The sequence below is a fragment of the Streptacidiphilus sp. MAP12-33 genome (genome assembly GCF_041261265.1).
Taxonomy (GTDB): domain Bacteria; phylum Actinomycetota; class Actinomycetes; order Streptomycetales; family Streptomycetaceae; genus Streptacidiphilus.
This window is the reverse complement of sequence record NZ_JBGCCA010000055.1, coordinates 1-23,586: the sequence shown is the minus strand read 5'-3', so window position 1 is coordinate 23,586 and position 23,586 is coordinate 1. Positions and strand designations below refer to the sequence as shown.

21 protein-coding genes are annotated in these 23,586 nt (G+C 73.2%); 12 read left to right on the top strand and 9 right to left on the bottom strand.

The window, feature by feature from the left end:
* Window positions 1-30 precede the first annotated feature (30 nt).
* The 3 genes from ABH931_RS37425 to ABH931_RS37415 are packed head-to-tail and all read left to right on the top strand — an operon-like array spanning window position 31 to window position 3,404.
* Window positions 31-846, top strand: a complete 816-nt coding sequence (locus tag ABH931_RS37425) for an SAM-dependent methyltransferase (RefSeq protein ID WP_370123974.1) — start codon at window positions 31-33, stop codon at window positions 844-846.
* Entirely contained in the window at window positions 843-3,167 is a 2,325-nt protein-coding gene (locus ABH931_RS37420; RefSeq protein WP_370123972.1) for a putative bifunctional diguanylate cyclase/phosphodiesterase, read from the top strand. Before ABH931_RS37425 ends, ABH931_RS37420 begins: the two co-directional genes overlap by 4 nt.
* Before the next feature lie 15 nt (window positions 3,168-3,182).
* The gene (locus ABH931_RS37415; RefSeq protein WP_370123970.1) at window positions 3,183-3,404 is read left to right on the top strand and encodes a hypothetical protein; all 222 of its coding nucleotides are present in this window, start codon (window positions 3,183-3,185) and stop codon (window positions 3,402-3,404) included.
* A 3-nt stretch (window positions 3,405-3,407) separates the two neighbouring features.
* Here ABH931_RS37415 and ABH931_RS37410 read toward each other — a convergent pair whose 3' ends face one another.
* Window positions 3,408-4,745, bottom strand: a complete 1,338-nt coding sequence (locus tag ABH931_RS37410; protein WP_370123968.1) for a recombinase family protein — start codon at window positions 4,743-4,745, stop codon at window positions 3,408-3,410.
* A 316-nt stretch (window positions 4,746-5,061) separates the two neighbouring features.
* On the opposite strand from ABH931_RS37410, the gene ABH931_RS37405 reads away from it, so the two are divergent.
* The 3 genes from ABH931_RS37405 (at window position 5,062) to ABH931_RS37395 (ending at window position 8,730) form a co-directional block, all read left to right on the top strand.
* Entirely contained in the window at window positions 5,062-7,044 is a 1,983-nt protein-coding gene (locus ABH931_RS37405; protein WP_370123963.1) for a putative Ig domain-containing protein, read from the top strand.
* Between the two features lie 234 nt (window positions 7,045-7,278).
* On the top strand, window positions 7,279-8,082 hold the full coding sequence (locus ABH931_RS37400; RefSeq protein ID WP_370123961.1) for a hypothetical protein: 804 nt from the start codon (window positions 7,279-7,281) through the stop codon (window positions 8,080-8,082).
* 57 nt (window positions 8,083-8,139) lie between these two features.
* A complete protein-coding gene (locus ABH931_RS37395; protein ID WP_370123959.1) occupies window positions 8,140-8,730 on the top strand; it encodes a hypothetical protein in 591 nt (196 codons plus the stop codon).
* Between the two features lie 160 nt (window positions 8,731-8,890).
* On the opposite strand, the gene ABH931_RS37390 is transcribed toward ABH931_RS37395, so the two are convergent.
* Window positions 8,891-9,505: a DUF1707 domain-containing protein gene (locus ABH931_RS37390; protein WP_370123956.1), complete on the bottom strand. Its 615-nt coding sequence runs from the start codon at window positions 9,503-9,505 to the stop codon at window positions 8,891-8,893.
* Between ABH931_RS37390 and ABH931_RS37385 the strand changes: the two genes are divergently transcribed.
* Window positions 9,489-10,067 carry a hypothetical protein gene (locus tag ABH931_RS37385; protein WP_370123953.1) on the top strand — a complete coding sequence of 193 codons (579 nt, stop codon included), beginning with the start codon at window positions 9,489-9,491 and terminating at the stop codon, window positions 10,065-10,067. The two genes, ABH931_RS37390 and ABH931_RS37385, sit on opposite strands and share 17 nt — an antisense overlap.
* A 20-nt stretch (window positions 10,068-10,087) precedes the next feature.
* Here the strand turns inward: ABH931_RS37385 and ABH931_RS37380 are convergent, their stop codons facing one another.
* Window positions 10,088-10,939 carry a LysR family transcriptional regulator gene (locus tag ABH931_RS37380; RefSeq protein ID WP_370123950.1) on the bottom strand — a complete coding sequence of 284 codons (852 nt, stop codon included), beginning with the start codon at window positions 10,937-10,939 and terminating at the stop codon, window positions 10,088-10,090.
* Window positions 10,940-11,033: 94 nt separating this feature from the next.
* Between ABH931_RS37380 and ABH931_RS37375 the strand changes: the two genes are divergently transcribed.
* A complete protein-coding gene (locus tag ABH931_RS37375) occupies window positions 11,034-11,765 on the top strand; it encodes an SDR family oxidoreductase (protein ID WP_370123947.1) in 732 nt (243 codons plus the stop codon).
* 167 nt (window positions 11,766-11,932) lie between these two features.
* Here ABH931_RS37375 and ABH931_RS37370 read toward each other — a convergent pair whose 3' ends face one another.
* A complete protein-coding gene (locus tag ABH931_RS37370; RefSeq protein WP_370123945.1) occupies window positions 11,933-12,466 on the bottom strand; it encodes a DinB family protein in 534 nt (177 codons plus the stop codon).
* A 217-nt stretch (window positions 12,467-12,683) separates the two neighbouring features.
* Between ABH931_RS37370 and ABH931_RS37365 the strand changes: the two genes are divergently transcribed.
* Window positions 12,684-13,589: a hypothetical protein gene (locus ABH931_RS37365; RefSeq protein WP_370123942.1), complete on the top strand. Its 906-nt coding sequence runs from the start codon at window positions 12,684-12,686 to the stop codon at window positions 13,587-13,589.
* 6 nt (window positions 13,590-13,595) lie between these two features.
* Here the strand turns inward: ABH931_RS37365 and ABH931_RS37360 are convergent, their stop codons facing one another.
* The 4 genes from ABH931_RS37360 to araB all read right to left on the bottom strand — a co-directional run bounded on the left by ABH931_RS37360 (window position 13,596) and on the right by araB (window position 18,884).
* Complete coding sequence (locus ABH931_RS37360; RefSeq protein ID WP_370123939.1) at window positions 13,596-14,720, bottom strand: aldose epimerase family protein; 1,125 nt, start codon at window positions 14,718-14,720, stop codon at window positions 13,596-13,598.
* A 233-nt stretch (window positions 14,721-14,953) separates the two neighbouring features.
* Complete coding sequence (gene araA / locus ABH931_RS37355) at window positions 14,954-16,468, bottom strand: L-arabinose isomerase (protein ID WP_370123936.1); 1,515 nt, start codon at window positions 16,466-16,468, stop codon at window positions 14,954-14,956.
* Window positions 16,465-17,166, bottom strand: coding sequence for an L-ribulose-5-phosphate 4-epimerase (locus ABH931_RS37350; RefSeq protein WP_370123933.1), 702 nt, complete (start codon window positions 17,164-17,166; stop codon window positions 16,465-16,467). The genes araA and ABH931_RS37350 overlap by 4 nt, the downstream gene beginning before the upstream one ends.
* On the bottom strand, window positions 17,163-18,884 hold the full coding sequence (gene araB / locus ABH931_RS37345; RefSeq protein ID WP_370123930.1) for a ribulokinase: 1,722 nt from the start codon (window positions 18,882-18,884) through the stop codon (window positions 17,163-17,165). The genes ABH931_RS37350 and araB overlap by 4 nt, the downstream gene beginning before the upstream one ends.
* Window positions 18,885-19,157: 273 nt before the next feature.
* Here araB and ABH931_RS37340 point away from each other — a divergent pair, with 273 nt between their 5' ends.
* Window positions 19,158-20,174: a LacI family DNA-binding transcriptional regulator gene (locus ABH931_RS37340; RefSeq protein WP_370123927.1), complete on the top strand. Its 1,017-nt coding sequence runs from the start codon at window positions 19,158-19,160 to the stop codon at window positions 20,172-20,174.
* A gap of 32 nt (window positions 20,175-20,206) precedes the next feature.
* Entirely contained in the window at window positions 20,207-21,460 is a 1,254-nt protein-coding gene (locus ABH931_RS37335) for an FAD-binding protein (RefSeq protein ID WP_370123924.1), read from the top strand.
* Between the two features lie 78 nt (window positions 21,461-21,538).
* On the opposite strand, the gene xylB is transcribed toward ABH931_RS37335, so the two are convergent.
* Window positions 21,539-22,966 carry a xylulokinase gene (gene xylB / locus ABH931_RS37330; protein WP_370123922.1) on the bottom strand — a complete coding sequence of 476 codons (1,428 nt, stop codon included), beginning with the start codon at window positions 22,964-22,966 and terminating at the stop codon, window positions 21,539-21,541.
* 132 nt (window positions 22,967-23,098) lie between these two features.
* Here xylB and ABH931_RS37325 point away from each other — a divergent pair.
* The coding region (locus ABH931_RS37325) for a TIM barrel protein (RefSeq protein ID WP_370123919.1) at window positions 23,099-23,586 on the top strand (488 nt) is incomplete at its 3' end.

Below are 23,586 nucleotides of genomic sequence, written 5' to 3'. Positions count from 1 at the left end.
TTGCCGCTCCCCACCGGGAAGGAGCGCGTCGTGCCCCGTCAGACCTGGAAGACCTGGTCGCCGAGCTGGGTCGATCTGGAGACGCCCAACGCCGCCCGCGTCTACGACTACTACCTGGGTGGCAGCCACAACTTCGAGGCCGACCGGCGCATGGCCAGGCAGGCGATGGAGCAGTGGCCGGACCTGCCCGCGATCATGCGGGCCAACCGGGCGTTCCTGCGCCGCGCGGTGCAGTTCCTGGCGGGCGAGGGGTTCACCCGTTTCCTGGACATCGGCTCCGGCATCCCGACACTCGGACCGGTGCACGAGGTCGCCAGGGAGCTGCGGCCGCAGGCCCGCGTCGTCTACGTGGACCGCGATCCGGTGGCGGTCGCGCACAGCCAGATGATGCTGGACGGCGACCGGCTCAGCAGTGTCGTCCATGCGGATCTGACCGATCCGGACGAGCTGCTCGCCCAGCCCGACGTCGTCGCCCTGCTGGAACCCGGGGAGCCGGTGGCGCTGCTGCTGATCGCCGTGCTGCACTTCGTCCCGGACGAGGCCGGCCCGCACGCGCTGGTGCGGCGCCTGCGGGACGCGCTGCCCCCGGGCAGCGCGCTGGCCTTGTGCCATGCCGACCGCGACGGCCGCCCCGACCAGGTGAGACCGCACCAGGACATCTACGCCCGCACCCGCACGCCGCTGACCATGCGGGGGCACGACGAGATCGCGCGCTTCTTCGACGGCTTCGCTCTGGTCGATCCTGGCCTGGTCTACCTGACACAGTGGCGCCCCGACCGCCCTGACGCCGTCGGCCCCCACCCGGAACGGCTCCCGGGCCTGGTCGGGGTGGGGCTGTTGCCGTGACCGCCGATCAACCCCGCCCCGCCGGCGCGACGGGAGCCGGGAACGAGGCCCCTGGCGGGGCGCGGTCCGGGGCGGGGGCCGCTGCGCGCCTCGGTGGCAGGGACCGGGCCGAAAGCCGTGAGAACGGCGCGGAGGCGGCCGAGGCGCAGGCGCCGGCCGAAGCGCGGGACGCCGCGCAGGCGCTGGAGGCGTTCCAAGGCCGCTGGGCGGCGCTGCTGAGCAGGAACGGGACGACGCTGCATCCGGCCAAGGTGGAGGAGCTCAGCGCCAGGACCGCGGCGATGATCTGCGACGGCCGACCCGGTGCCGCGGCCGCCGCGCTGGTCGGGGCGCACTTCACCGACCCGGACCTGCTGGTCGGCGCCGTGGAGCTGCTGCGCTTCGCGCCCTCGCAGGAGGCCGACCCGGCGGGCGCCTTCGCCGCCGCCTGGGCCTTCGCGCTGCGGGAGCGGACGCTGCGGCAGCAGGAGGCCATCCGGACCGCCGCCGACGTCGCCCGCCAGGAGGCCGAGCAGGCGCTGCACGCCTCCGAGGCGCGGTTCCGCGCCCTGTTCGAGCACGCGGCCGTCGGCATCGGCGTGGGCAGCGTGGAGGGTGAGATCCTCGCGGTCAACCGCTCGCTGCTGGAGATGTTCGGCGCGAGCATGGAGGACCTGCGCGGACGGCAGGTGACCGATCTGGTGCATCCGGAGGACACTCCGGAGATCTGGCAGGCCTACGAGGACCTGATCGCGGGGCGGCGCGAGAGCTTCCAGTGCGACAAGCCGTACTACCGGCAGGACGGCGAGGTGGTCTGGACGCACCTGACCTGCTCGCTGATCCGCGACGAGGACGGCACCCCCCGCTACCAGGTGGCGATGCTGGAGGACATCACCGACCGCTACCGCCTCCAGGAGCGACTGCACCACCAGGCCACCCACGATCCGCTCACCGGGCTGCCCAACCGGGCCGCGTTCTTCGAGCGACTGGAGAGGCTCTTCGCGACCGCCGCACCCAGCGCGCACTTCGGCCTGTGCTACATCGACCTGGACCGGTTCAAGATCGTCAACGACTCGCTGGGCCACACCACCGGAGACCAGCTGCTCGTCGAGGTCGCCGGACGGCTCGGCGCGGTGCTGGCCCCCCTCGGCCATCTGGTGGCCCGCCTCGGCGGCGACGAGTTCGTGGTGCTCCTGGAGGACTGCGACGGCGAGCACGACGCGGTGGCCGCCGCCCGGGCGGTGCTCGGCGCGCTGCGGGAGCCGATCCTCATCGACGGCCACCAGCTCGCCATCGGTGCCAGCGTCGGGGTGCTCGAGCGGGCTGTCGGCACGATCACGCCGGGCGCGGCCGTCCGGGCCGCCGACCTGACCCTCTACCGCGCCAAGGAGGCCGGCGGCGCCCGCTGGACCCTCTACGACGCGCGCACCAACGCGGAGGCGGTGAGCCGCTACACCGTCTCGGTCCGGATGCCGCTGGCGCTCGACCGCGGCGAGTTCTTCCTGGAGTACCAGCCGCTGTGCGCGCTCGACGACGGCACGATGGCCGCCGTCGAGGCGCTGGTGCGCTGGCGCCACCCGCTGCTGGGCGTGCTGCGACCGGACGAGTTCGTGCCCGCCGCCGAGGAGACCGGCCTGATCCTGCCGCTCGGCCGCTGGATCCTGCGCCAGGCCTGCGCGCAGGCGGCCGACTGGCAGCGCCGCTTCGGCGACCGCGCGCCGCAGGTGAACGTCAACATCACCGCTCGCCAGGCCCGGAGCAAGACCCTGGTCTCCGACGTCGGCCGGATCCTGGCCGACACCGGCCTGGATCCGGGCCTGCTGCAACTGGAGATCACCGAGGGCACCGCGCTGGGCCCGCGCGACGAGCCACTGCGGGTGCTGAACGCGCTGGTGGACAAGGGTGTCACGCTGGCCGTCGACGACTTCGGCACCGGCTGGTCCAACCTGGCCTACCTGCGCGACCTTCCGCTGTCCGGACTGAAGCTCTCCAGCTCCTTCATCATCGACCCGAGCCCCGATCCCGCCGCCGACGAGGAGATCGGCTGGCGCATCGTCGGCGGGCTGGCCTCGCTCTCCCGCAGCCTCGGCCTCACGCTGACGGCGGAGGGCGTGGAGACGGCGGAGATCGCCGAACGGCTGCGGACCATGGGCTGCGACTGGGGCCAGGGCTGGTACTTCGGCCGGCCCTCGTCCGCGGCGACGTTGGAGACGCTGATGCTGGGCAGCCCGCCACACGCCGCCGGGCCGGAGCGCGCACCCATGCGCGGCCCGGACCGCCGCACCGCCCAGGGCCCGGACCGCCGCCCTCCCGGCGGCCCCGACCGCCGCCACGCCGGCTGACGACCCGCACCGACCATGGCCGACGTATCGGTGGTCGGCCCGGACGGCGGCGGGTCGATCCGGCTGGGCCCGACCCGGGTGGCGGCGATCATCGCGCGCGTCGCCTCCTGGCAGACCAGGACGGTCCGCAGCAGGTGCTCGGTCGCGACGGCGACGCGCTCCACCGGGTCGCGGGAGTCCGCGACGGACGCGAGCGCCTCCTCGGGCGTCGGCGTCTGCCCGGCCGTGGCCTGGTGAGAGTCAACTCGCACCACGCTCGACGGGCCTGATGCGGGTGGTGTCGAAGACGCTCTGCGGCGTGGTCGAGGCGGCGATGCGCACCGCACCGAAGAGCCGGTGCAGCACCGCGGCCTGCCGCTCGCGGGGCAGCCGGTGCCAGCCGAAACGGGCACCCGGTCCGGTGACGACCCCGTCCATGACGCCCGTGGGCAGCGCGGTCACCCGGCGGTGGGCGGCCCGTGGATCCGCGAGGTGCGCGCCGTGGCGGTCACCGCGGCGGGCGGTGGCCGGGCCGCCGAAGGCGAGGAGGTCCCGGTCGAGACCCTCCAGCAGACGGATCGCCTCCTCGGCCAGGAACGCCTCCAACGGCTCGGCGGCGATGTGCCGGGAGCACGCGCCCTGCGCCAGGGAGGAGGCGGAACTGCAGGCGTAGGTGCGGTAGTCGTCGATCGCGTCGCCCACCATGGCCCGCTCGCAACGGTCGCAGACCAGCAGGGTGGTGAGCGGGTAGAACCGTCGCGGCCGCTGGCTCGCCACCCGCTCCTCGGACTCCCGCAGCCGCCGCCTTCGGACCTGCTCCCAGGCCTCGACCGGGACGCAGGCGGGCCAGGAGGCGCGCAGGTACCGGCCGGAGGCGTCCGTGGCGATCTCGCCGCGCACCACCAGCAGGCCCGCGTAGCGGGGGGCGTCGAGGATCCGGGTGACACCCGAGACGGTCCACTGCTTGCCGGTGGCGGTCGGGATGCCGCGGGCGATGAGCTCGACCGCGGTCGAGCGGCGGGTGAGGCCGGCCAGGTAGCGGGCGTGGATCTCGCGGACCACGGCGACCTCGTGGTCCACCAGGCCGCCCATGCCCGGGGTGTAGCCGTAGGGGCGCAGCCCGCCGCCGTGGGAACGCCCGTCCGCCGTGGCGTTCTGATGGGCGGACAGCATCAGGTCGGACTGCTTGCGGCGGCGCTCCCAGCCGGCCGTCGCCTCGGCCCGTAGCTCGTACCGCACCGCCGGGTCGTCGAGGTCGCGCGGGTGGCCGTGCAGCGACAGGCCGAACCGGTCGGCCGTGTCCAGGAGTTCCAGCAGGGCGTGCGGAATCCGCTCCAGGCGCTCGGCACGGTGGAGGAACAGGTGGGCGAAGCGCCCCGCGCGGGCGGCCTCGATCATCGCCCGCCACGCCCCCGGCACCGCGCCGTTCGCCCAGGCCGAGAGGTGGACGTCCGCGAAGACATGAGCCGTCGGCAGCGGAACGCCCAGCCGGTCGGCCTCCTGTCGCGCCAGCCGCTCCTGCTGGACCACGCCCGTCTGGTCCGCCTCCCGCAGGCCCGGCACCCAGAGGTACGCGGCCCCGCCGCCGGACCACGTCATCGGGTGACCCACCCCCGCTCAGAAGAAACTCAGAGGTTTCACCTTAGCGGCTGCTCCGCGGGCCGTCATCGGGACAAACAGACCGGCTGTGACCTCGCTTTCTCTGAAAACCTTCTGAATGCTCATTGACGGGCCGCGCGGCGCACTGCTTCTCTACTTCAGGCAACGCACACCCCATCGTGTGGTGACATGCAGCCATTTAATTGGCATGTCCACACCAGTGCACGGGCGCCACCTCCGCTCCTCCGCACGTCTCCCAACCGCCCACGGGCCCACCGGCCTTGAGAGCGGTCGACCGAGAGGAACCAGGATCTCCATGGGCAAGGCCCACATCTCCCGACCGCGTGTCGCCTCGGCCGGACTGGCCGTCGCCGCGCTGATCGGCGCCATGGCCGCGGCTTCACCCGCCTCCGCCGCGGCGGCCCCGACGCAGACGGTGCACGTCAAGCACCTCTGCGCGGCCCCCAAGCACGTGGACATGATGTCCTGCCTGGCGCTGGCCCGCACCGACGTGACGCAGCCCCAGGCGTTCACCGCCCACGCGGTCTCACCGAACGCGACCCCGTCCGGCTACGGCCCGACCGACCTCATCAGCGCCTACAACCTGCCGGCCGGCGGCGGTGCGGGCGCGACCGTCGCGATCGTGGACGCGCAGAACGACCCGAACGCCGAGTCCGACCTGGCCACCTACCGCAGCCAGTACGGGCTCTCCGCCTGCACCACCGCCAACGGCTGCTTCAAGAAGGTCGACGAGAACGGCGGCACCAACTACCCCACTGCCGACTCGGGCTGGGCCGGCGAGATCTCCCTCGACCTCGACATGGTCTCGGCGATCGCCCCGAACGCGCACATCATCCTGGTCGAGGCGACCTCGGCGAACATGAGCGACCTCGGCACCGCCGTCAACGAGGCCGTCTCGCTGGGCGCGAAGTACGTCTCCAACAGCTACGGCGGCTCCGAGGACTCCACCGACCTGTCCGCCGACAGCAGTTACTTCAACCACCCGGGCGTGGCCATCACCGTCTCCGCCGGTGACTCCGCCTACGGTGCGCAGTACCCGGCCGCCTCGCAGTACGTGACCTCGGTCGGCGGCACGTCGCTGAGCCGTGCCTCCAACAGCCGCGGCTGGAGCGAGAGCGTCTGGGAGACCAGCAGCACCGAGGGCACCGGCTCCGGCTGCTCGGCCTACGACCCCAAGCCGAGCTGGCAGACCGACACCGGCTGCTCCAACCGCACCATCGCCGACGTCTCCGCCGTCGCCGACCCGGCCACCGGCGTCGCGGTCTACGACAGCTACGGCGCCTCGGGCTGGCAGGAATACGGCGGCACCAGCGCCTCCTCCCCGATCATCGCCTCGGTCTACGCCGACGCGGGCACCCCGGGCAGCGGCGACTACCCGGCCAAGTACCCGTACCAGCACACCTCGGCGCTCAATGACGTCACCTCGGGCAGCAACGGCTCCTGCTCCCCGAGCTACCTCTGCACCGCCGGCACCGGCTACGACGGCCCGACCGGCTGGGGTACGCCCAACGGCGTGACCGCCTTCCAGGCGGGCAGCACCGGCAGTGAGACGGTCAGCGTCACCAGCCCCGGCAACCAGACCGGCACGGTGGGCACCGCCGTCTCCAAGCAGATCTCCGCGACGGACTCGGCCGGCAAGTCGCTGACCTACTCGGCCACCGGCCTCCCGGCGGGCCTGTCCATCTCCTCCTCCGGCCTGATCTCCGGCACCCCGACCACGGCGGGCACCTCGAACGTCACGGTCACCGCCACCTCCGGCACCGCCTCCGGCTCGACCTCCTTCAGCTGGACCGTCAGCACCAGCGGCGGTGGCGGCGGCTGCACCGGCGCCGGCCAGAAGCTCGCCAACCCCGGCTTCGAGTCCGGCACCGGCTCCTGGACGGCCTCCAGCGGTGTCATCGGCCAGAACGGCCCCAGTGAGCCCGCCCACTCCGGTACCTGGGACGCGTGGCTCGACGGCTACGGCACCACCCACACCGACACCCTCTCCCAGACCGTGACCATCCCGACCGGATGCGCCGCCACCTTCTCCTTCTGGCTGCACATCGACACCGCCGAGACCACCAAGACCACGGCCTTCGACACCCTCAAGGTCCAGGTCGGCTCCACCACCCTGGCCACCTACTCCAACCTCAACGCGGCCTCGGGCTACAGCCAGAAGAGCTTCAACCTGTCCGCCTACGCCGGACAGACCGTCACCCTCAAGTTCACCGGCACCGAGGACTCGAGCCTGCAGACCAGCTTCGTCGTCGACGACACGGCGCTGAACGCCTCCTGACCCCACCGCACCGGGACCACCCGCAGGCCCCTGCCGCGCACCGCGGCAGGGGCCTGAGCTCGCGGCTGCGAGCGCACGCCCCAGCTCCCCCGTCGGGTCGTCAGGTCGGACCCGAACGGCGCAGCGGGGCGTGCGCCACGCGCGGGGCGGGCGTTTGTTGGGTGAGTGCCCCAGAAACGCCCGCGCCCCGGAGCATGGCTCCTCGGGCTCCTTCCGCTGGTGACGATCTCTCTCGTGACGCCGCAACAGGCCGGTGCGGCAGCCCGGGCCGTCCCACCCCCGCAGACGCCCATGGTCTTCAGCGACCTCTTCCACAAGGCGGACTGGGGCAGACCCGGCGCCGTGTGGTGCCAGTACACCTCCGCCTATCCGGACGGCCGCACCAACCCCGGCGACTGGAAGCTCGACAGCACCACCACGGCCGCGATGTCGCTCGTCAAGGGCGGGGGCGTGCTGCTTCGCGCCCACCCGCTCACCCACTCGCCGCTCGGCCCCTGGGCCACGGGTCTGCTCACGACCGAGCCCTGGAACGGCGGCCCGTGCGGGGGCGACGGTTTCATGGTGCGTCCCGACGACTACGTCGTGGTCCATCTGCGCCTGCCGAACCGAACCGACGCCGGGGGGCACGCCGCCTGGCCCGGCGTGTGGACGTGGAAGGACGGCGACAACGAGATCGACATCCTGGAGTGGCACAGCGAACTGCCCGGCGTCGCGGAGTTCGTCAACCACGTGGACGGTGACGTCGGCGCGCTGGTGCGCAGCAGCCTGCTCGGGTTCGGAAAGTGGGTCTACGTCGCCGCGCGGCTCGGCACCGACACCGTCACCTGGTACCTCGGCGACACTCCGCAGCATCTGAAGGCCGTCTTCAGCGACCACAAGGGTGTGCCGGCGGGCTGGCGGGCGTATCTGATCGCGAACCTCAGCGTCTCCCAGCAGCCGGGCCGGGCCCCGACGACGCTGACGCCCATCACCACCCAGATCTCCAGCGTGCAGGTCTTCCGCCCGCTCGAGAAGCCGCTGCGACCCGTGGCCCCCTGAGACTGCGCCCGCCCGGCGATCCGCCCGCCACCGATCCGCCCTCCCAAGGAGAACACCATGCACCGCGGCTTCGCCGTCCTCGGCTCCGCCCTGGCGGTCGCGTCCCCGGCCGCCCTCGGCCTCACCGCCCCCGCGCACCCCGCGGCGACGCAGCTCCTCTCCTGCGCCGTCAGCTCCCACCTGGACTTCAGCCCCGGCGTCCAGATGGTGTCCGTTCCGCAGAGCGTCACCGGGGTCCTCCACGGCTCCGGCCCGACCACGGGTCCCGCCTGCACGACGACCGCTGCTGCCACCACCGCCGGGATCGCCGGGCTGGACGCCACACTCACCGGCAAGGGGCAGGCCACCTGTTTCACCGACACCGGCCTGGAGACCGTGAACCTGAGCGGCACCATGACCATCAGCTGGAAGAAGGCCACCGGGGAGGCCGCCGGATCCTCCCAGATCCAGTGGACCGCGAAGCAGGTGGACCTCGGGAACGTCGTGCTGGCCGGAACCGTCTCCTCGGGGCAGTTCAAGGGCGCGACCCTGTCGGTGGCCGGTCCCACGGCCGCGGCCGTGACCAGCCTGACGGGTGGCTGCGCGCCCAGTTCACCGCTCACGGACGTCACCACCACCGACACGTACCTGCGCCTCACCCAGGCGTAGACGGCCCAGCGGCCATCCGCCGGCCGTCAGCCCGGCAGTGACCGACGGGCCAGAGCGCGAAGCCGTCGGCCGCGAGGATCTCCAGAACGGGCCGCATGGCCATCACCCGTGCATCATGCCTGATCCGCCCTGACAGGACTGGGCCGGTGGGCATCGGCCTCTAGCTGCGCCGCTGACGCCTGCGCAGCTGCCGCTCCTTGCCGGGCGGAAGGGCGTGCACCACGAGCACGTTGCCGAGGACGGCGACACCGGCGACGGTGAGCCGGTGCAGCGGGGCGAGGTCCGTACCCGGGCGGTCGCGCGTGAAGTTGCCGAGGACCCCGCTGCCGGCGAGCTGGACTTCGACGTCCTCGGGAACGACCACATGGACCGTGCCGACCCACGCGCTGACGTGGATCGTCGTCTCGGGGCCGGCGAACTCCGCCTCACGCAGGTCGACCACGCCGGAGCTGATGACGGCGGTGCCCCGGTACTCCTGGCCGACGACCCAGTGGCCGCCTCGGGAGAAACTCGCCAGCACGCCGGTGTCCTTGGCCGGGGCCAGTGGTGCCCGCGGCAATGCCGGCTGGAGGTCGCCCACGACGGCCGCGAGCTCGCCGCGCGACCTCGCGCGGTACACCAGCTCCAGTCGACCGTCGAGCTCCTCGGCGGAGATGCGCCCGTCTGCCGTGGCGGCCCGCAGGACGGCCGCAGCCCGCTCACGGTCGACGTCGGAAGCCCGCAGACCTGCTGGGCCAGGAGGCGAAGCCGGGGCCGGCGTGCCCGACGCACCCACGGGCACCACCCACGGCTACGCGTACGACCTGCGCACCGGGACGATGACCGACCTCGGCACGCTCGGCGGAAGCTCCAGCACCGCCACCGACGTCAGCGGCTCCGTCGTGGTCGGCCAGTCGCGGACGGCCGGCAACGCCCTCAGCGGCTACGCCTACGACCTGCGTACCGGGGCCCGGACGGACCTCGGGTGGCACCTGCGGACCGCGGAGCTCGTGAGTGGCGGGACCGCGGTCGGCGGTGACGGCATGCTCTCCACCACCGTCGACCTCACGACGCAGGCGTCCGCCATGGTCGGCCCGGGGAGCGGCGTCACCCAGGTGAGCGCGATCGCCGGGAACCACCTGGTCGGCGACGACTTCGCGCCCAACTCCCTGGCCTTCGCCGAGCGCGTCGACACGGGCGCGTTCACCTCCCTCCAGTCCCTCGGGGGCCTCAACTCCCACGCCGCGCAGGTCAACCGCGCAGGCGTCGTCGCCGGCAGCGCGGCACTGACACCGCCGGACAAGGTCACCGCCAACGGCCCCTTCCACGCGGCGATCTGGGTTCCCGTCCCGGAGTAGATCCCCGCCTGTGGGCGCACCTACGCGAGACGGGTCGCTGTCCGGACGAGGTCGGCGACGGCCCTGGACCGGCTGTGCGGGGGCCAGGCGATCACGGTGGTGACGGACGGCGCGTCCAGCACGGGCACGGCGGCGAGATCGCCGGGCAGCTGGGCGCGGCACGACTCCGGCGAGACCGCGCAGGCACGGCCGAGCGCGACGAGCTGCAACAACTGCGCGTGGTCGCGGACACGCGGGCCGGGACCGGGCGGGTAGGCGCCGTCGGGGCAGGGCCAGCGCGGCAGCGGGAGTCCGGGCACCTCCGTGATGTCGGCCATGTGCACGTGGGTCCGGGCAGCGAGTGGATGCCCGGCCGGCAGGACCACGACCTGGCCCTCCGTGCCCAGCTCCTCGGTGTGGAACCCGGCCGTCGAGTCGAAGGGCAGGTGCAGCAGCGCCACGTCGGCCTGCCCCTCCCGCAGGAGCCTCCCCTGCTCGGCAGGACCGCACAGGATGACCTCGACGGGCACCGCGCCGGGCTCGCCGGCGTACGCGTCGAGGAGCCTCGCCAGCAGGTCGCGCGACGCGCTGGCCTTCGTCACCAGGACCAGGCCGAGGTCACCGGCGGGGGAGGCGCCGGCGCGGCGGGTCCGGCGCTCGGCCGCGTCGACCGCTTCCAGGGCCGCGCGGCCCTCGACCAGCAACACGGAGCCCGCCTCGGTCAGCGCGACCGTCCGGCTGGTCCGGTCCAGCAGTACCGCCCCGAGCCGGCGTTCGAGCTGCCGGATCGCCCGCGACAGCGGCGGTTGCGCGATCCCGAGCCGCTGCGCGGCGCGCCCGAAGTGCAGTTCCTCGGCGACGGCCACGAAATAGCGCAGTTCCCGGGTCTCCATCCGTCCACGCTACCCCGGATCAATACCCGGACGGTATCGGTGCCCACCTGATCGGTCTTGGACCCCGCGTCAGGCTCCGGGGCAGCATGGTCACATGAGCGAACGAACGACTGCGCTGGTCACCGGCGCGAACAAGGGAATCGGCTACGAGATCGCCGCGGGCCTGGGCGCCCTCGGCTGGCGCGTCGGCGTCGGGGCCCGCGACGAGCAGCGCCGTGGGGCGGCGGTGGAGAAGCTGCGCGCGGCCGGCGTCGACGCCTTCGGCGTGCCGCTGGACGTCACCGACGACGCGAGCGTGACCGAGGCCGCCCGGCTGATCGGCGAACGGGCCGGGCGCCTCGACGTGCTCGTCAACAACGCCGCCATCACCGGGGGCATGCCCCAGGAGCCGACCCGGGTCGATCCCGCCACCATCCGAACGGTCGTCGAGACCAACGTCATCGGCGTCATCCGCGTCACCAACGCGATGCTGCCGCTGCTGCGCCGCTCCGCCTCGCCGCGCATCGTGAACATGTCCAGCAGCGTCGGCTCCCTCACCCTCCAGTCGGGAGCCGCTCCGGAGCAGACCGCGGGTCCGGTGGCCGCGGCGTACACGCCGTCCAAGACGTTCCTGAACGCGGTGACCCTCCAGTACGTCCGGGAGCTGAGCGGCACGAACATCCTGATCAACGTCGGCTGCCCCGGCTACGTCGCGACCGACCTCAACGGCTTCCGCGGCGTCCGCACTCCCGAACAGGGCGCGGCGATCGCCATCAGGCTGGCGACCCTGCCCGACGACGGTCCGACCGGCCAGTTCTTCGACGACGCGGGCGTGGTGCCCTGGTGACAGGCACAGGGCACAGCTGACAGGCACAGGGCACAGCCGTCACCGGCCGGCCACCCGGGGCCGACCGGCGGCGAGGTGGGCGCGCCCGGGGTGGTCGCGCGAGCGTGCAGGCGGTGGCCCGGCGCGCTCGTGGCCACCGCCGCCGGAGGCCGACTCGGCGAGCCGGCTCACGCCTGCTGCGAACCCGTGACGTCGAAGACGTGGTGCACGACGTCGTGGAGCAGGTACCGGGCGAAGGACTCCACGGTGAACCCCGCCCCGTCGCTCCGCCTGCCCACGCGCTCCCACGCGGCTTCGTCGACCCGTTCGAACGCGCCGGCCAGGACTTCGGCGGCCTCCGCAAGCTCGACCGAGACGCGGGCCGGGTCCTGGTCGCCGTAGTTCCCGGCGACCGCCGTCTCGTCCTGGTCCCAGTTGGGGAACACCGGGTCGTCCTGGGTCAGCATCAGGTCCAGCCGGAAGGCGAACAGGCGGAAGACGTCCCGGACGTGGCAGGCGTACTCCAGCTCCGACCAGACGTCCGGCCCTGGCCGCTCGCGCAGCGCGGCCGCGTCGCCCGCCAGCAACGCCACCCAGGAGGCGGCGTTGGCCCGCACCAGGCCGGCCACCTCCTCCCGCCCCACGGACCCGGCGTTCAGCCCGCACTCGGCACACGGGCGCTCGAGGACCCAGGTCCAGTCCTTGGTGTCAGGAATGATCATGCTGCGAGGATCGCCCGCCCCGGCCCCCGCCGCCAGCAACACGTCCGCCAGCCTTCGTCGAGATGCCGCCAGGGCACAACCGATCATGATTGCCGCCGCCTGTACGGTTGAGCCGTGACCGCGAGGCCGCCCCCGCCGCCGGAGGAACCCTCCGACAGCGTCCCGGCACCGGCCACGACCGATCCCTGACCGCAGCCGAACCGAACAGAGGCCGGACGTGCACATCGAAGACGTCCTCGAATCCGCCGCCGAACTGCTGCCGAGCGGCGGGGTCGAGTTCGCCCGCGCGCTCGTCGCCAAGGGCGACCACGCCGCCGCACTGAAAGCCCTCGCCGAGGCCGCGGACCAGCACCCCGCACCGCCGCGCTTCTGGGAGTTCCTCACCGACGCCGCCGAGCAGCTCCCTGGCGAGCCCGACGCCGCGTGGTACCGCTGGCGCACCACCGAGGCGCTTCGCGGGCACCTGCGCATCGACCTCACCCTCGCCGCAGGCGCCGACATCACCCCGATCCCACCGGGACGAGGTCTGCAACCCCAGTGGGACCTGGGCGAGCACGCGGTCAGCAGCTACCGCGCGGTGCGCGTGGCGGCGCTGTGGCTGGAAGGCGACGAGCCGCTCCGCGGCGGCGGCCGGGCCTTCGGGCGGTTGCTCCCGCTGGACGACGCGCACTGGCAGAACCTCATGCCGGGCGATGTGATCACCATGCGCGACGGGGAACGGGTCGTCGGCAGCGCCACCCTCCTCGAGGTGACCTGGCCCGATCCCCCCGCCGAGCAGGCGCCCGCCCTGCTGCCGGCCGGCTTCGGCGACCTGCCCCTCCCCCCGTCGGCGCCGGCGCGTCGCGTCCGCGCCAGGACCCAGACCGAGCACACCACCTGGCCCAACCCCGACTGCCCCGTCCAGGTCTCCGCCCTGGTCCCGGGCCTGCGTCACCGCTATGTCCGCGTCATGCGTCCGAACGGCTCCGTCAGCCAGCCCTACCCGTGCGCCACCCACGCCGAGTTCGTCCGCCAGGTCTCCCACGAGCGCCCCGACGTCGACCCCCGGGACCCGGCCGAGGTCCACTGGGACGACCACCCCGACGTCTGGCCCGGCCAAGGTCCTCGGCCTGGCGTCGCCTGACGACGCCTACGACGCGGCGAAGGCCACGGCACGCCCGGCGTCGACCGCGGGCTCAGCTCGACCCACCGAGAACCTGTAGCTGGTCGATGAGCGGAAACGCCGCTCCGGCCGCAGCAGCGTGCTGGGGAAATCCGGCCTGTTCGGCGAGTCCGGGAAGTGCTGCGTCTCCAGGGCGATGCCCGCGAACGCCGGGTAGGTCCGCCCACCGGGGCCGCCGATGGTTCCGTCGAAGTTGTTGGCCGTGTAGACCTGCAGGCCGGGCTCGGTCGTGAGGCACTCCAGGCGTCTCCCCGAGACGGGATCCGACAGCGTGGCGGCCAGGGTGGGGACGCGGCTGACGCCGTCGCGCAGGATCCAGTTGTGGTCGTAGCCCCCGCCGGCGAGCATCAACTGGGGGTCGTCGGCTGCGGTGAGGTGCCTCAGGCTCCGGGCCGAGCGGAGGTCGAAAGGAGTTCCGGCCACGGGGAGTCCCGGACCCGGCAGCGGGAGCAGGTCCGGGTCCACAGGCAGGTAACGATCGGCCTCGATCCGCAGGTGGTGGTCGAGGATGTCGCCGGACGCCTCGCCGGCGAGGTTGAAGTAGGAGTGGTTGGTCAGGTTGACGACCGTCGGGGAGTCCGTGACTGCCTCGTAGTCAACGGTCAGGCAGCCGCGGCGGTCCAGCGTGTACGTCGCGGTCACGTCGAGCGCTCCGGGGAACCCCTGGTCGCCGTGCGGGCTGTGCAGACGGAAGGCGACGCCGACCCGGTCGCTCCCCTGGACGGGCTCCGCGCGCCAGACGCGGTTGTCGAAGCCGTCCGGTCCCCCGTGCAGGGTGGTCCGCCCGTTCTCGTTGACGTGCAGCGGGTGAGCGTCCGTGCCGAGGGGAAGGTGACCGCCTCGGATGCGGTTCGCGTAGCGGCCGATCGTCGACCCGAAGTAGCGGGCTTCTCCCGTCAGGCCGGAGAGGTCGCCCGCTGCCAGGACGACGTCGGCCCGCTCGCCCCGGAGGTCGGGCACGAGCAGACCGCTGAGGGTCGCGCCCAGCGTGAGCACCTTCGCGGTCACGGCGGTGTCGCTGCCGAACGTCCACCTCTCGATGGTTCTCCCGTCGGGCAGTTGCCCGAAGGGCTCGCTGGTGACGTACAGCATCGACTTCCTTCCGTGTCCACGGTCCGCGACCGGACGCCGGTATCCACGCACGTCCCGGGTGTGCGGCCGACACGCCACCGGACGTGTCGGCCGCCGTAGCGGAAGCACCCGCGTGCGCCTGTGCACGCGCTTCCCCTACGTCGCCGGCCTGCCGCGTCTCGCGGCGTGCCGACTGCCGCCGCCGGGTGGCGCCAAGCGGGGGGAACGCCACCCGGCGGCGGAAACGCGGGCCCTCAGAAGCCCTGAGCCAGGCGGTGGTAGGCCTGGCTCCAGCGCAGCTCCCGGGTGAAGCGGCGCACGGTGGTGCCCGCGTCGATCAGGGCCAGCTCGGTGCCGGTCATCTCCGCGAAGTCGTGCAGCTCGTCGCTGCCGACCGCGGTGGACAGGACGGTGTGGTGCGGCCCCCCGGCGGTGAGCCAGGCCTCGGCCGAGGTGGCGAGGCCCGGGCGGGGCGCCCAGACGGCGCGGGCGACCGGCAGGGCGGGCAGCGGGTGCGGCGGATCGACGATGTCGATCTCGTTGGCCACCAGCCGGAACCGGTCGCCCAGGTCCGCCAGGCCGACCACGACGCCCGCCCCGGCGGAGGCGTCGAAGACCATGCGGACCGGGTCCTCGCGCCTGCCGATCCCCAGCGGGTGGATCTCCACGCGGGGACGGTCCGCCGCGATGGTGGGGCAGACCTCCAGCATGTGGGCGCCCAGGATGAGCTCCTGCCCGGGCGTCAGGTGGTAGGTGTAGTCCTCCATGAAGGACGTGCCGCCCGGCCGTCCGACGGCCATGGCCTTCAGGGTGCGCAGGAGGGCGGAGGTCTTCCAGTCGCCCTCGCCGCCGAAGCCGTAGCCGTCGGCCATGAGCCGCTGCACGGCGATGCCGGGCAGCTGGCGCAGTCCGCCGAGGTCCTCGAAGTTGGTGGTGAGGGCGCCGAAGCCGCCCTCGGTGAGGAAGGTGCGCAGGCCGGCCTCGATCCGGGCGGCGTAGCGCAGCGACGCGTGCCGCTCGCCGCCGACCCGCAGCCCGGGGGCGACCGTGTACAGGTCCTCGTACTCCTCGACCAGGGCGTCGATCTCGATGTCGGCGGCCGCGTCGACCGCCTCGACGAGGTCGTTGACGCCGTAGGTGTTGACCGAGACGCCGAAGCGCAGCTGGGCCTCGACCTTGTCGCCCTCGGTCACCGCCACGTCGCGCATGTTGTCGCCGAAGCGGGCCAGCTTCAGGCTGCGCAGCTCGGCACGTCCGGCTGCCGCCCGTGCCCACACGCCGATCCGCCGCGCCACACGCGGGTCCCCGGCGTGCCCGGCGACGGTCTTGCGGGCGACGCCGAGGCGGGCCTGGATGTAGCCGAACTCCCGGTCGCCGTGCGCGGCCTGGTTGAGGTTCATGAAGTCCATGTCGATGCTCGACCACGGGATCGCGACATGGGACTGGGTGTGCAGGTGGAGCAGCGGCTTGGCCAGGGCGTCCAGGCCGGATATCCACATCTTGGCCGGAGAGAAGGTGTGCATCCAGGCGACGACGCCGACGCAGGAGTCCGCAGCGTTGGCCTCCAGCATCACCGTGCGGATGGCGGCCGCGTCCGTGAGGACCGGCTTCCACACCAGTTCGGCCGCGGCAAGCTCGCCGCTCGCGCGCAGTTCGCGGGCGATCGCCCGGGACTGGTCGGCGACCTGGCGGAGGGTGTCCTCGCCGTAGAGGTGCTGGCTGCCCGTCAGGAACCAGATCTCGCGTGCCGGGGTGGAGGAGAAGCTCATGCGCCGGCTCCGGAGGTAGGGGCGTCCTGCTGGCCGTAGACGTTCTGGTAGCGGTCGTGGAGGTGGTCGATGTCGGCCTGGCCGAGGCGGGTCACCGGGCCCAGCTGACGGGCCAGGTGCACGGTGCGGGCGACGTCCTCGCACATGACGGCGGCCTTGACGGCCGACTTCGCGTCCTTGCCGATGGTGAAGACGCCGTGCCGGCGCATCAGGACCGCGGGTGAGCGGTGGCCCTTGAGGGTGGTGACGATGCCCTCGCCGATGGAGTGGTCGCCGATCAGTGCGAACGGCCCGACGGGGATGTCGTCGCCGAACTCGTCCCCCATCGCCGTGATCGCGCAGGGGATCGGCTGCCCGGCGGCGGACCACGCGGTGGCGTAGGGCGAGTGGGTGTGGACCACTCCCCCGACCTCGGGCATGTTCCGGTAGACGTAGGCGTGGGCCGCCGTGTCGGACGAGGGCCTGTGCGCACCCTCGACGACGGCGCCGTCGAGGTCGGTCACGATCATCGCTTCGGGGGTCAGGTCCTCGTACGCGAGGCCGGAGGGCTTGATCACCATCAGGTCCCGGCCCGGGACCCGGGCGCTGACGTTGCCGCTGGTCCAGGCGACCAGGCCCCAGCGGATCAGCTCCGCGTGCAGCGCACAGACGTCGGCCTTGAGCGTGTCCAGCGAGGTGTCGGTGGTCCTGGTGCTCATGCGGGAACTCCGTCGGGGTCGGGGAGGGTGGCGATCGAGCGGGCCTGGGCACGCAGGCCCCGCAGGCGGTGCATCGCGCCGGAGCCGCCACGGCCGAAGTGGTCGTGGAGCTCCTTGTACTCGGCGTAGAGGAGGTCGTAGACGCGGGCGCGGTCCGGGTCGGGGGTGTGGACCGCGCGGCGGATGCTGCCCATGGCGGCCGAAGCCGCGTGGATGTCCGGGTGGGCCCCGCCCGCGACGGCGGCGTGGATGGCGGAGCCGAGGGCGCCGCCCTGTTCGGAGCCGATCACGTTGACGGGGCGGCGCAGCACGTCACTGTAGATCTGCATGAGGAAGGCGTTCTTGGGCAGTCCACCGGCGACGGTGAACTCGGTGACGGGGACCCCGGCGAGCTCGAACGCCTCGACGATGGTGCGGGTGCCGAAGGCGGTGGCCTCCAGCAGCGCCCGGTAGATCTCCTCGGGGCGGGTGTCCAGGGTCAGCCCGAGGAGGAGTCCGGACAGGTGGTGGTCCACCAGCACGGAGCGGTTTCCGCTGTGCCAGTCCAGCGCGACCAGGCCGTGGGCGCCCACGGGCTGGGCGGCGGCCTTCTCCGTCAGCAGCTGGTGCGGGCTGATGCCGCGCTCGCGCGCCTCACGGGCGTAGTCCTCGGGCAGCGCGGTCCGCACGGCCCAGGCGAAGATGTCCCCGACACCGGACTGGCCGGCCTCGTAGCCCCACAGGCCCGGCACGACGCCGTCCATGACGGCCCCGCACATGCCGGGCACCTCGGCCAGGCGGTCGGAGTTCATGATGTGGCAGGTGCTGGTGCCCATGATCGCCAGCAGGTGGCCGGGTTCGAGGGCGCGGGCGGCGGCGTTGGTGACGTGGGCGTCGACGTTGCCGACACTGACCGCGATGCCCTCGGGCAGACCGGTCCAGGCCGCCGCACGGGAGCTGAGGCCTCCCGCGCGTCCGCCGAGCGGGGACAGCGGGAAGTCCACCTTGGCGGTGAAGTCCGCGAAGCCGGGGTGCAGGGCGCGCAGGAAGTCGGGCCCGGGGCGCCCGGAGCCCGCGAGCAGGTCGGGCTGGTGGATGCCCTTGTAGCCGGCGGTGCACCGGTTGCGGCTCTCGGCGCCGGTGAGCTCCCAGACGATCCAGTCCGCCGCCTCGATCCATCGCTCGGCGGCCGCGTAGAGCTCCGGGTCCTCCTCCAGCAGTTGCAGGGCCTTGGCGTACTCCCACTCGCTGGAGATCCTCCCGCCGTAGCGCGCGAGCCAGGTCTCACCGCGGGCCGCAGCAAGGGAGTTGATCCGGTCGGCCTGCGACTGCGCGGCGTGGTGCTTCCACAGTTTGGGGTAGGCGTGCGGGCGGTCGGCGTACTGCGGCAGTTCGCTCAGCGGCGTGCCGTCAGCGGTGGCCGGCAGCACGGTGCAGGCGGTGAAGTCCGTGCCGATGCCCACCACCCGGTCCGGTCCGACTCCGGCCTGCTCCAGCGCCCTGGGCACGGCGTGGCGCAACACGTCGCGCCAGTCCTCGGGCACCTGGAGCGCCCAGTCGGGCGGCAGCGGCTCCCCGGTCGCGGGCAGGGCGTGCTCCACCGCGCCGAAACGGTACTCGTGGACGGCCTCGCCCAACTGTGTTCCGTCGGCGACGGAGACGACCACGGCCCGCCCGGACAGCGTGCCGAAGTCCACGCCGATCGTCACGGCGTCGTCGTGCGGTGTGTGCGATGGCACGGGCGGACTCCTATGTGAGCGTTAACAATCGCCGGTCGAGCCCTCCTGCCCGGTGACGACGAGAAGGATTGTTAGCGCTCACAACGCACCGCGTCAACCGTCGTCACCACCGCGGGACGAACCGGCCCGCGACATCTGCCGATTTCTCGATACTTTCGAAGATCTTGCCGACTGAAATGGCGGAACGTGCCGTACGATCTACCTCCGTCAGGAGTTCGCAGGGCCCCGGCTCGGACCTGCCGAGCAGGGCGCAGAGCAGCAACAGGAGGGCGCGTGGCCAGGACGGCGACACTTGCCGAGATCGCGCGCGAGGCGGGGGTGTCCACACCGACTGTTTCGAAGGTCCTCAACGGCCGCGCGGACGTCGCACCCGCCACCCGCGAGCGCGTGGAGGCGCTGCTGCACCAGCACGGCTACCAGCGGCGGCGAGGCAGCAGCGCCCCTTCCAGCCCACTGCTGGAGCTGGTCTTCCACGAGCTCGAGAGCGCCTGGGCGATGGAGGTCATCCGCGGCGTGGAGAACGTGGTGCGCGAGGAGGGACTGAGCGTCGTCCTGTCCGAGTCCTCGGGCAGGCTCAGCCTCGGGCAGTCCTGGGTGGACGGAGTGCTCGCCCGCCGCCCGACCGGCGTGGTCCTGGTGCTCTCCGGGCTGGACCGGGCCCAGCAGGCGCAGTTGACCAGTCGGGACATCCCCTTCGTGGTGATGGACCCGGCCGGGGACCCGGGCCAGGACGTGCCGGCGGTCGGCGCGACCAACTGGAACGGCGGCCTCGCCGCCACCCGGCACCTGCTCGACCTCGGCCACCGGCGCATCGGCGTGATCGGCGGGCCTCGCCAGATGATGTGCAGCCGCGCCAGGATCGACGGCTACCGGGCCGCGCTGGAGACGGCGGGCATCTCCTTCGACCCCGCGCTGGTCCGTGAGGGCGACTTCCACCACAGCACCGGCTACCGCGTGGGCCTGGAGCTGCTGCGCCTGGAGGACCGGCCCAGCGCGATCTTCACCGGCAACGACCTGCAGGCGTTGGGCCTCTACGAGGCAGCCAGGGAGTCGGGCCTGCGCATCCCCGAGGACCTCAGCGTCGTCGGCTTCGACGACCTGCCCATCGCCCGCTGGGTCGGCCCGCCGCTCACCACCGTCCGGCAGCCGCTGACCGAGATGGCCGAGGTCGCCACCCGGATGGTGATCGACCTCGCCCGCGGCAACCCACCGGCCGCGCTGCGCGTGGACCTCGCCACCAGCCTGGTCGAGCGCAGCAGCACGGCTCCACCCGCTGCCGCCGGCCGTTAGGGCCTGTCGGCTGTTCGAAGAGAGGCGCAGCTATGCGCAATTGGGCAGGCAACATCGTCTTCGGGGCGACGCGGATCCACCGGCCGCGGTCGGTCGACGAGGTGTGCCAGGTCGTCGCGGCCGCCGACCAGGTCAAGGTGGTGGGCAGCGGTCACTCGTTCAACCGCGTCGCGGACACCGTCGGCGACCTGGTGGTGCTGGACGAGCTGCCGCGCCGCCTGGAGGTCGACGCCGACCGGCGCACCGTCACCGTCACCGGCGGGATGCGCTACACCGAGCTCGCCCGGGAGCTACAGGCATACGGCCTCGCACTGCCCAACCTGGCGTCCCTGCCGCACATCTCGGTCGCCGGATCGTGCGCGACCGGGACCCACGGATCCGGCAACCAGTTGCAGGGGCTCGCCTCGGCGGTGTCCGCGCTGCGCCTGATCACCTCCAGCGGTGAGCTGGTCGACCTCTCCCGCGCCGACGACCCCGACCGCTTCGCCGGAGCGGTCGTCGGCCTCGGGGCGCTCGGCGCCGTCGTCGGCCTCACCCTCGCGGTCGAGCCCGCTTTCGAGGTGGCCCAGTGGGTCTACGACGACGTGCCGCTGGACCGGATCGCCGACGGGTTCGACGAGGTCTTCGGCGCCGCCTACAGCGTGAGCGCCTTCACGAACTGGGCGGGCGACACCGCGAGCGTGTGGGTCAAGCGCCGCACCGACCGTGACGACGCGGTACACCCGGGACGCGGGTGGCTGGACGGCCGCCTCGCCGACGCTCCCCGGCACCCGGTGCCGGGGATGTCCCCGCGGCACTGCACCGAACAGCTCGGCCGGCCCGGCCCCTGGCACGAGCGGCTGCCGCACTTCCGCCCCGACTTCACCCCCAGCGCCGGCGAGGAGCTCCAGTCGGAGATCCTGCTGCCGCGCGAGGCGGCGCCCGAGGCCGTCGCGGCGATGCGCGCGCTGGGCCCGGACATCGCCCCGCTGCTGCTGACGTCCGAGATCCGCACCGTCGCGGCGGACGACCTGTGGCTGAGCCCCGCCTACGGCCGCGACTGCGTCGCCGTGCACTGCACCTGGCGTCCCCTCACGGACGAGGTGCGGCAGGCGGTGGCCCTGATCGAGGCCGAACTGCTGCCGCTCGGCGGCCGCCCGCACTGGGGCAAGCTCTTCGAGCTCCGCCCCGAGGCCGCCGGCGCCCTGTACGAGCGGGGTGAGGACTTCCGTCGCCTGATGAAGTCGCTGGACCCGCGTTCCGCGTTCCGCAACGCGTTCGTGGCGGCGGCGTTCCCGGAGCGGTGAGCACAGCCGAGCAGGCAGCCTGCCCGGAACGGCCCGCGTCGGCCCGGTCGCCTCGACCGGGCCGACGGCGCACGGATCTCAGCCCAGTCGATCCGGATCGAGCAGGCCCCCGGCATGCCGGAGCGTGTCACCGATGCGGTCCAGGGTTTGGGTGTCCTTCGCGACCGGCTCCAGCAGCGGACCGTCGGCCGTGCGCCAGCGGCGGGCCACGGCGTCGGCACGCTCACCCGTCAGCAGGCTCGCCGCCTGGGCGGCGGCGCCGAGCGCGACCAGTTCCTGAGCGGCGGGCACCCGTACCGGTCGCCCGGACAGCCGCAGCACGGTCTGCTGCCAGGCGCGGCCCCGCGCGCCGCCGCCGATGAGCAGCAGCGGCCGCGACTCGTCCGCGGCCGCTCCCCCGGCCTTCAGCACACCGTCGAGGGCGGACAGCAGCGAGTAGGCGGCGCCGTCGTAGGCGGCCTGGAGCAGCTGGCCCGGGGTGGTGTCGTGGCGCAGGCCGTGGACGAGGCCGCTCGCGCCGGGCAGGTTGGGGGTGCGTTCGCCGTCGAGGTAGGGGAGGACGACGGCGCTGCCGCCGGGCTCGACCGCCTGGCGGTCGCGGCCCAGCAGGGTGGCGAACCGGTCGACGGCGAGGGTGCAGTTGAGCGTGCAGGCCAGCGGGAGCCAGCCGTCGAGCGCGTCGGCGAAGCCGCAGACCGTGCCGCTGCGGTCCTGGGGCCGGCCGGCGGTGACGGCGTAGACGGTGCCGGAGGTGCCGAGGCTGAGCACGGGCGTGCCGACCTCGAGGCCGAGGCCGAGGGCCGCGGCCATGTTGTCGCCGGTTCCGGTGGCGACGGGGACCCCCGGGCGCAGGGGCCCGCCCGCCAGGGTCCGGCCGGCGGCCTGGCCGGACGGCACCACGACAGGCAGCCGGGAGGTGTCCAGTGCGATCCGGTCGAGGAGCTCGGTGTCGTACCCCTCCGGGGTCCACCAGCCCGTGCCGGAGGCGTCGCCCCGGTCGGTGACGGCGGCGCCCGTGAGCCGTTCGGTCAGGTAGTCGTGCGGCAGCCGCACGGCTGTCGTCCGTGCGGCTGCCTGGGGTTCGTTGGCCTGGAGCCAGGCCCACTTGGCCGCCGTGAACGCGGCCGTCGGGACGGTACCGGCCCGCTGGGCCCACCGGTCTGCGCCGAGCTCGGCCACGAGCCCGGCGGCCTGCGGGGCGGAGCGGACGTCGTTCCAGAGCAGGGCGGGCCGCACCGGCCGCCCGGCCGCGTCGAGGGTCACCAGGCCGTGCTGCTGCCCGGCGACGGAGACCGCCTCGGCCCGGTCGGCGAAGCCGGTCGCGGCGACCGCCTGCTCCAGGGCCTGCCACCACTCCTCCGGGTCGCTCTCCCGACCGGGACCGGTGCTGACCGTGTGGGCGGCCCGGCCCTGGCCGAGCACCTGGCCGGTGTCGAGGTCGACAGCCAGTGCCTTGGTGGACTGGGTGGAGCTGTCCACCCCGATGACGACCCGTGGCACACCCATGCTTGCTCTCCCGCTGCCGTGTCCTGCGTTTCCGGTCGCCGGACGGCGATCGGGTGCGACAGGGGCTTCCCCTCACGCACCTGCGCATATTAATTTGTTTTCTGCCATGACGAATAGAGGCTGGAGTCATCCATGAGCAGCGACCCGCTGGTTCCCACCCCCGCGCACAAGTTCACCTTCGGTCTGTGGACCGTCGGCTGGCAGGGGCGTGATCCGTTCGGTGACGCGACCCGCCCGGCGCTGGACCCGGTCGAGACGGTCCAGCGGCTGGCCGGGCTCGGCGCGTACGGCGTCACCTTCCACGACGACGACCTGATCCCCTTCGGGGCCCCGGACGCCGAGCGCGAGGCCACCGTCAAGCGGTTCCGCGCCGCGCTCGACGCCGGCGGCCTGCGGGTGCCGATGGCGACGACCAACCTGTTCACCCACCCGGTCTTCAAGGACGGCGCGTTCACCGCCAACGACCGCGACGTGCGCCGCTACGCCCTGCGCAAGACCCTGCGCAACATCGACCTCGCCGCCGAGCTCGGCGCCGGCGTCTACGTCGCCTGGGGCGGACGCGAGGGCGCGGAGTCCGGCGCCGCCAAGGACGTGCGCGTCGCACTGGACCGGCTCAAGGA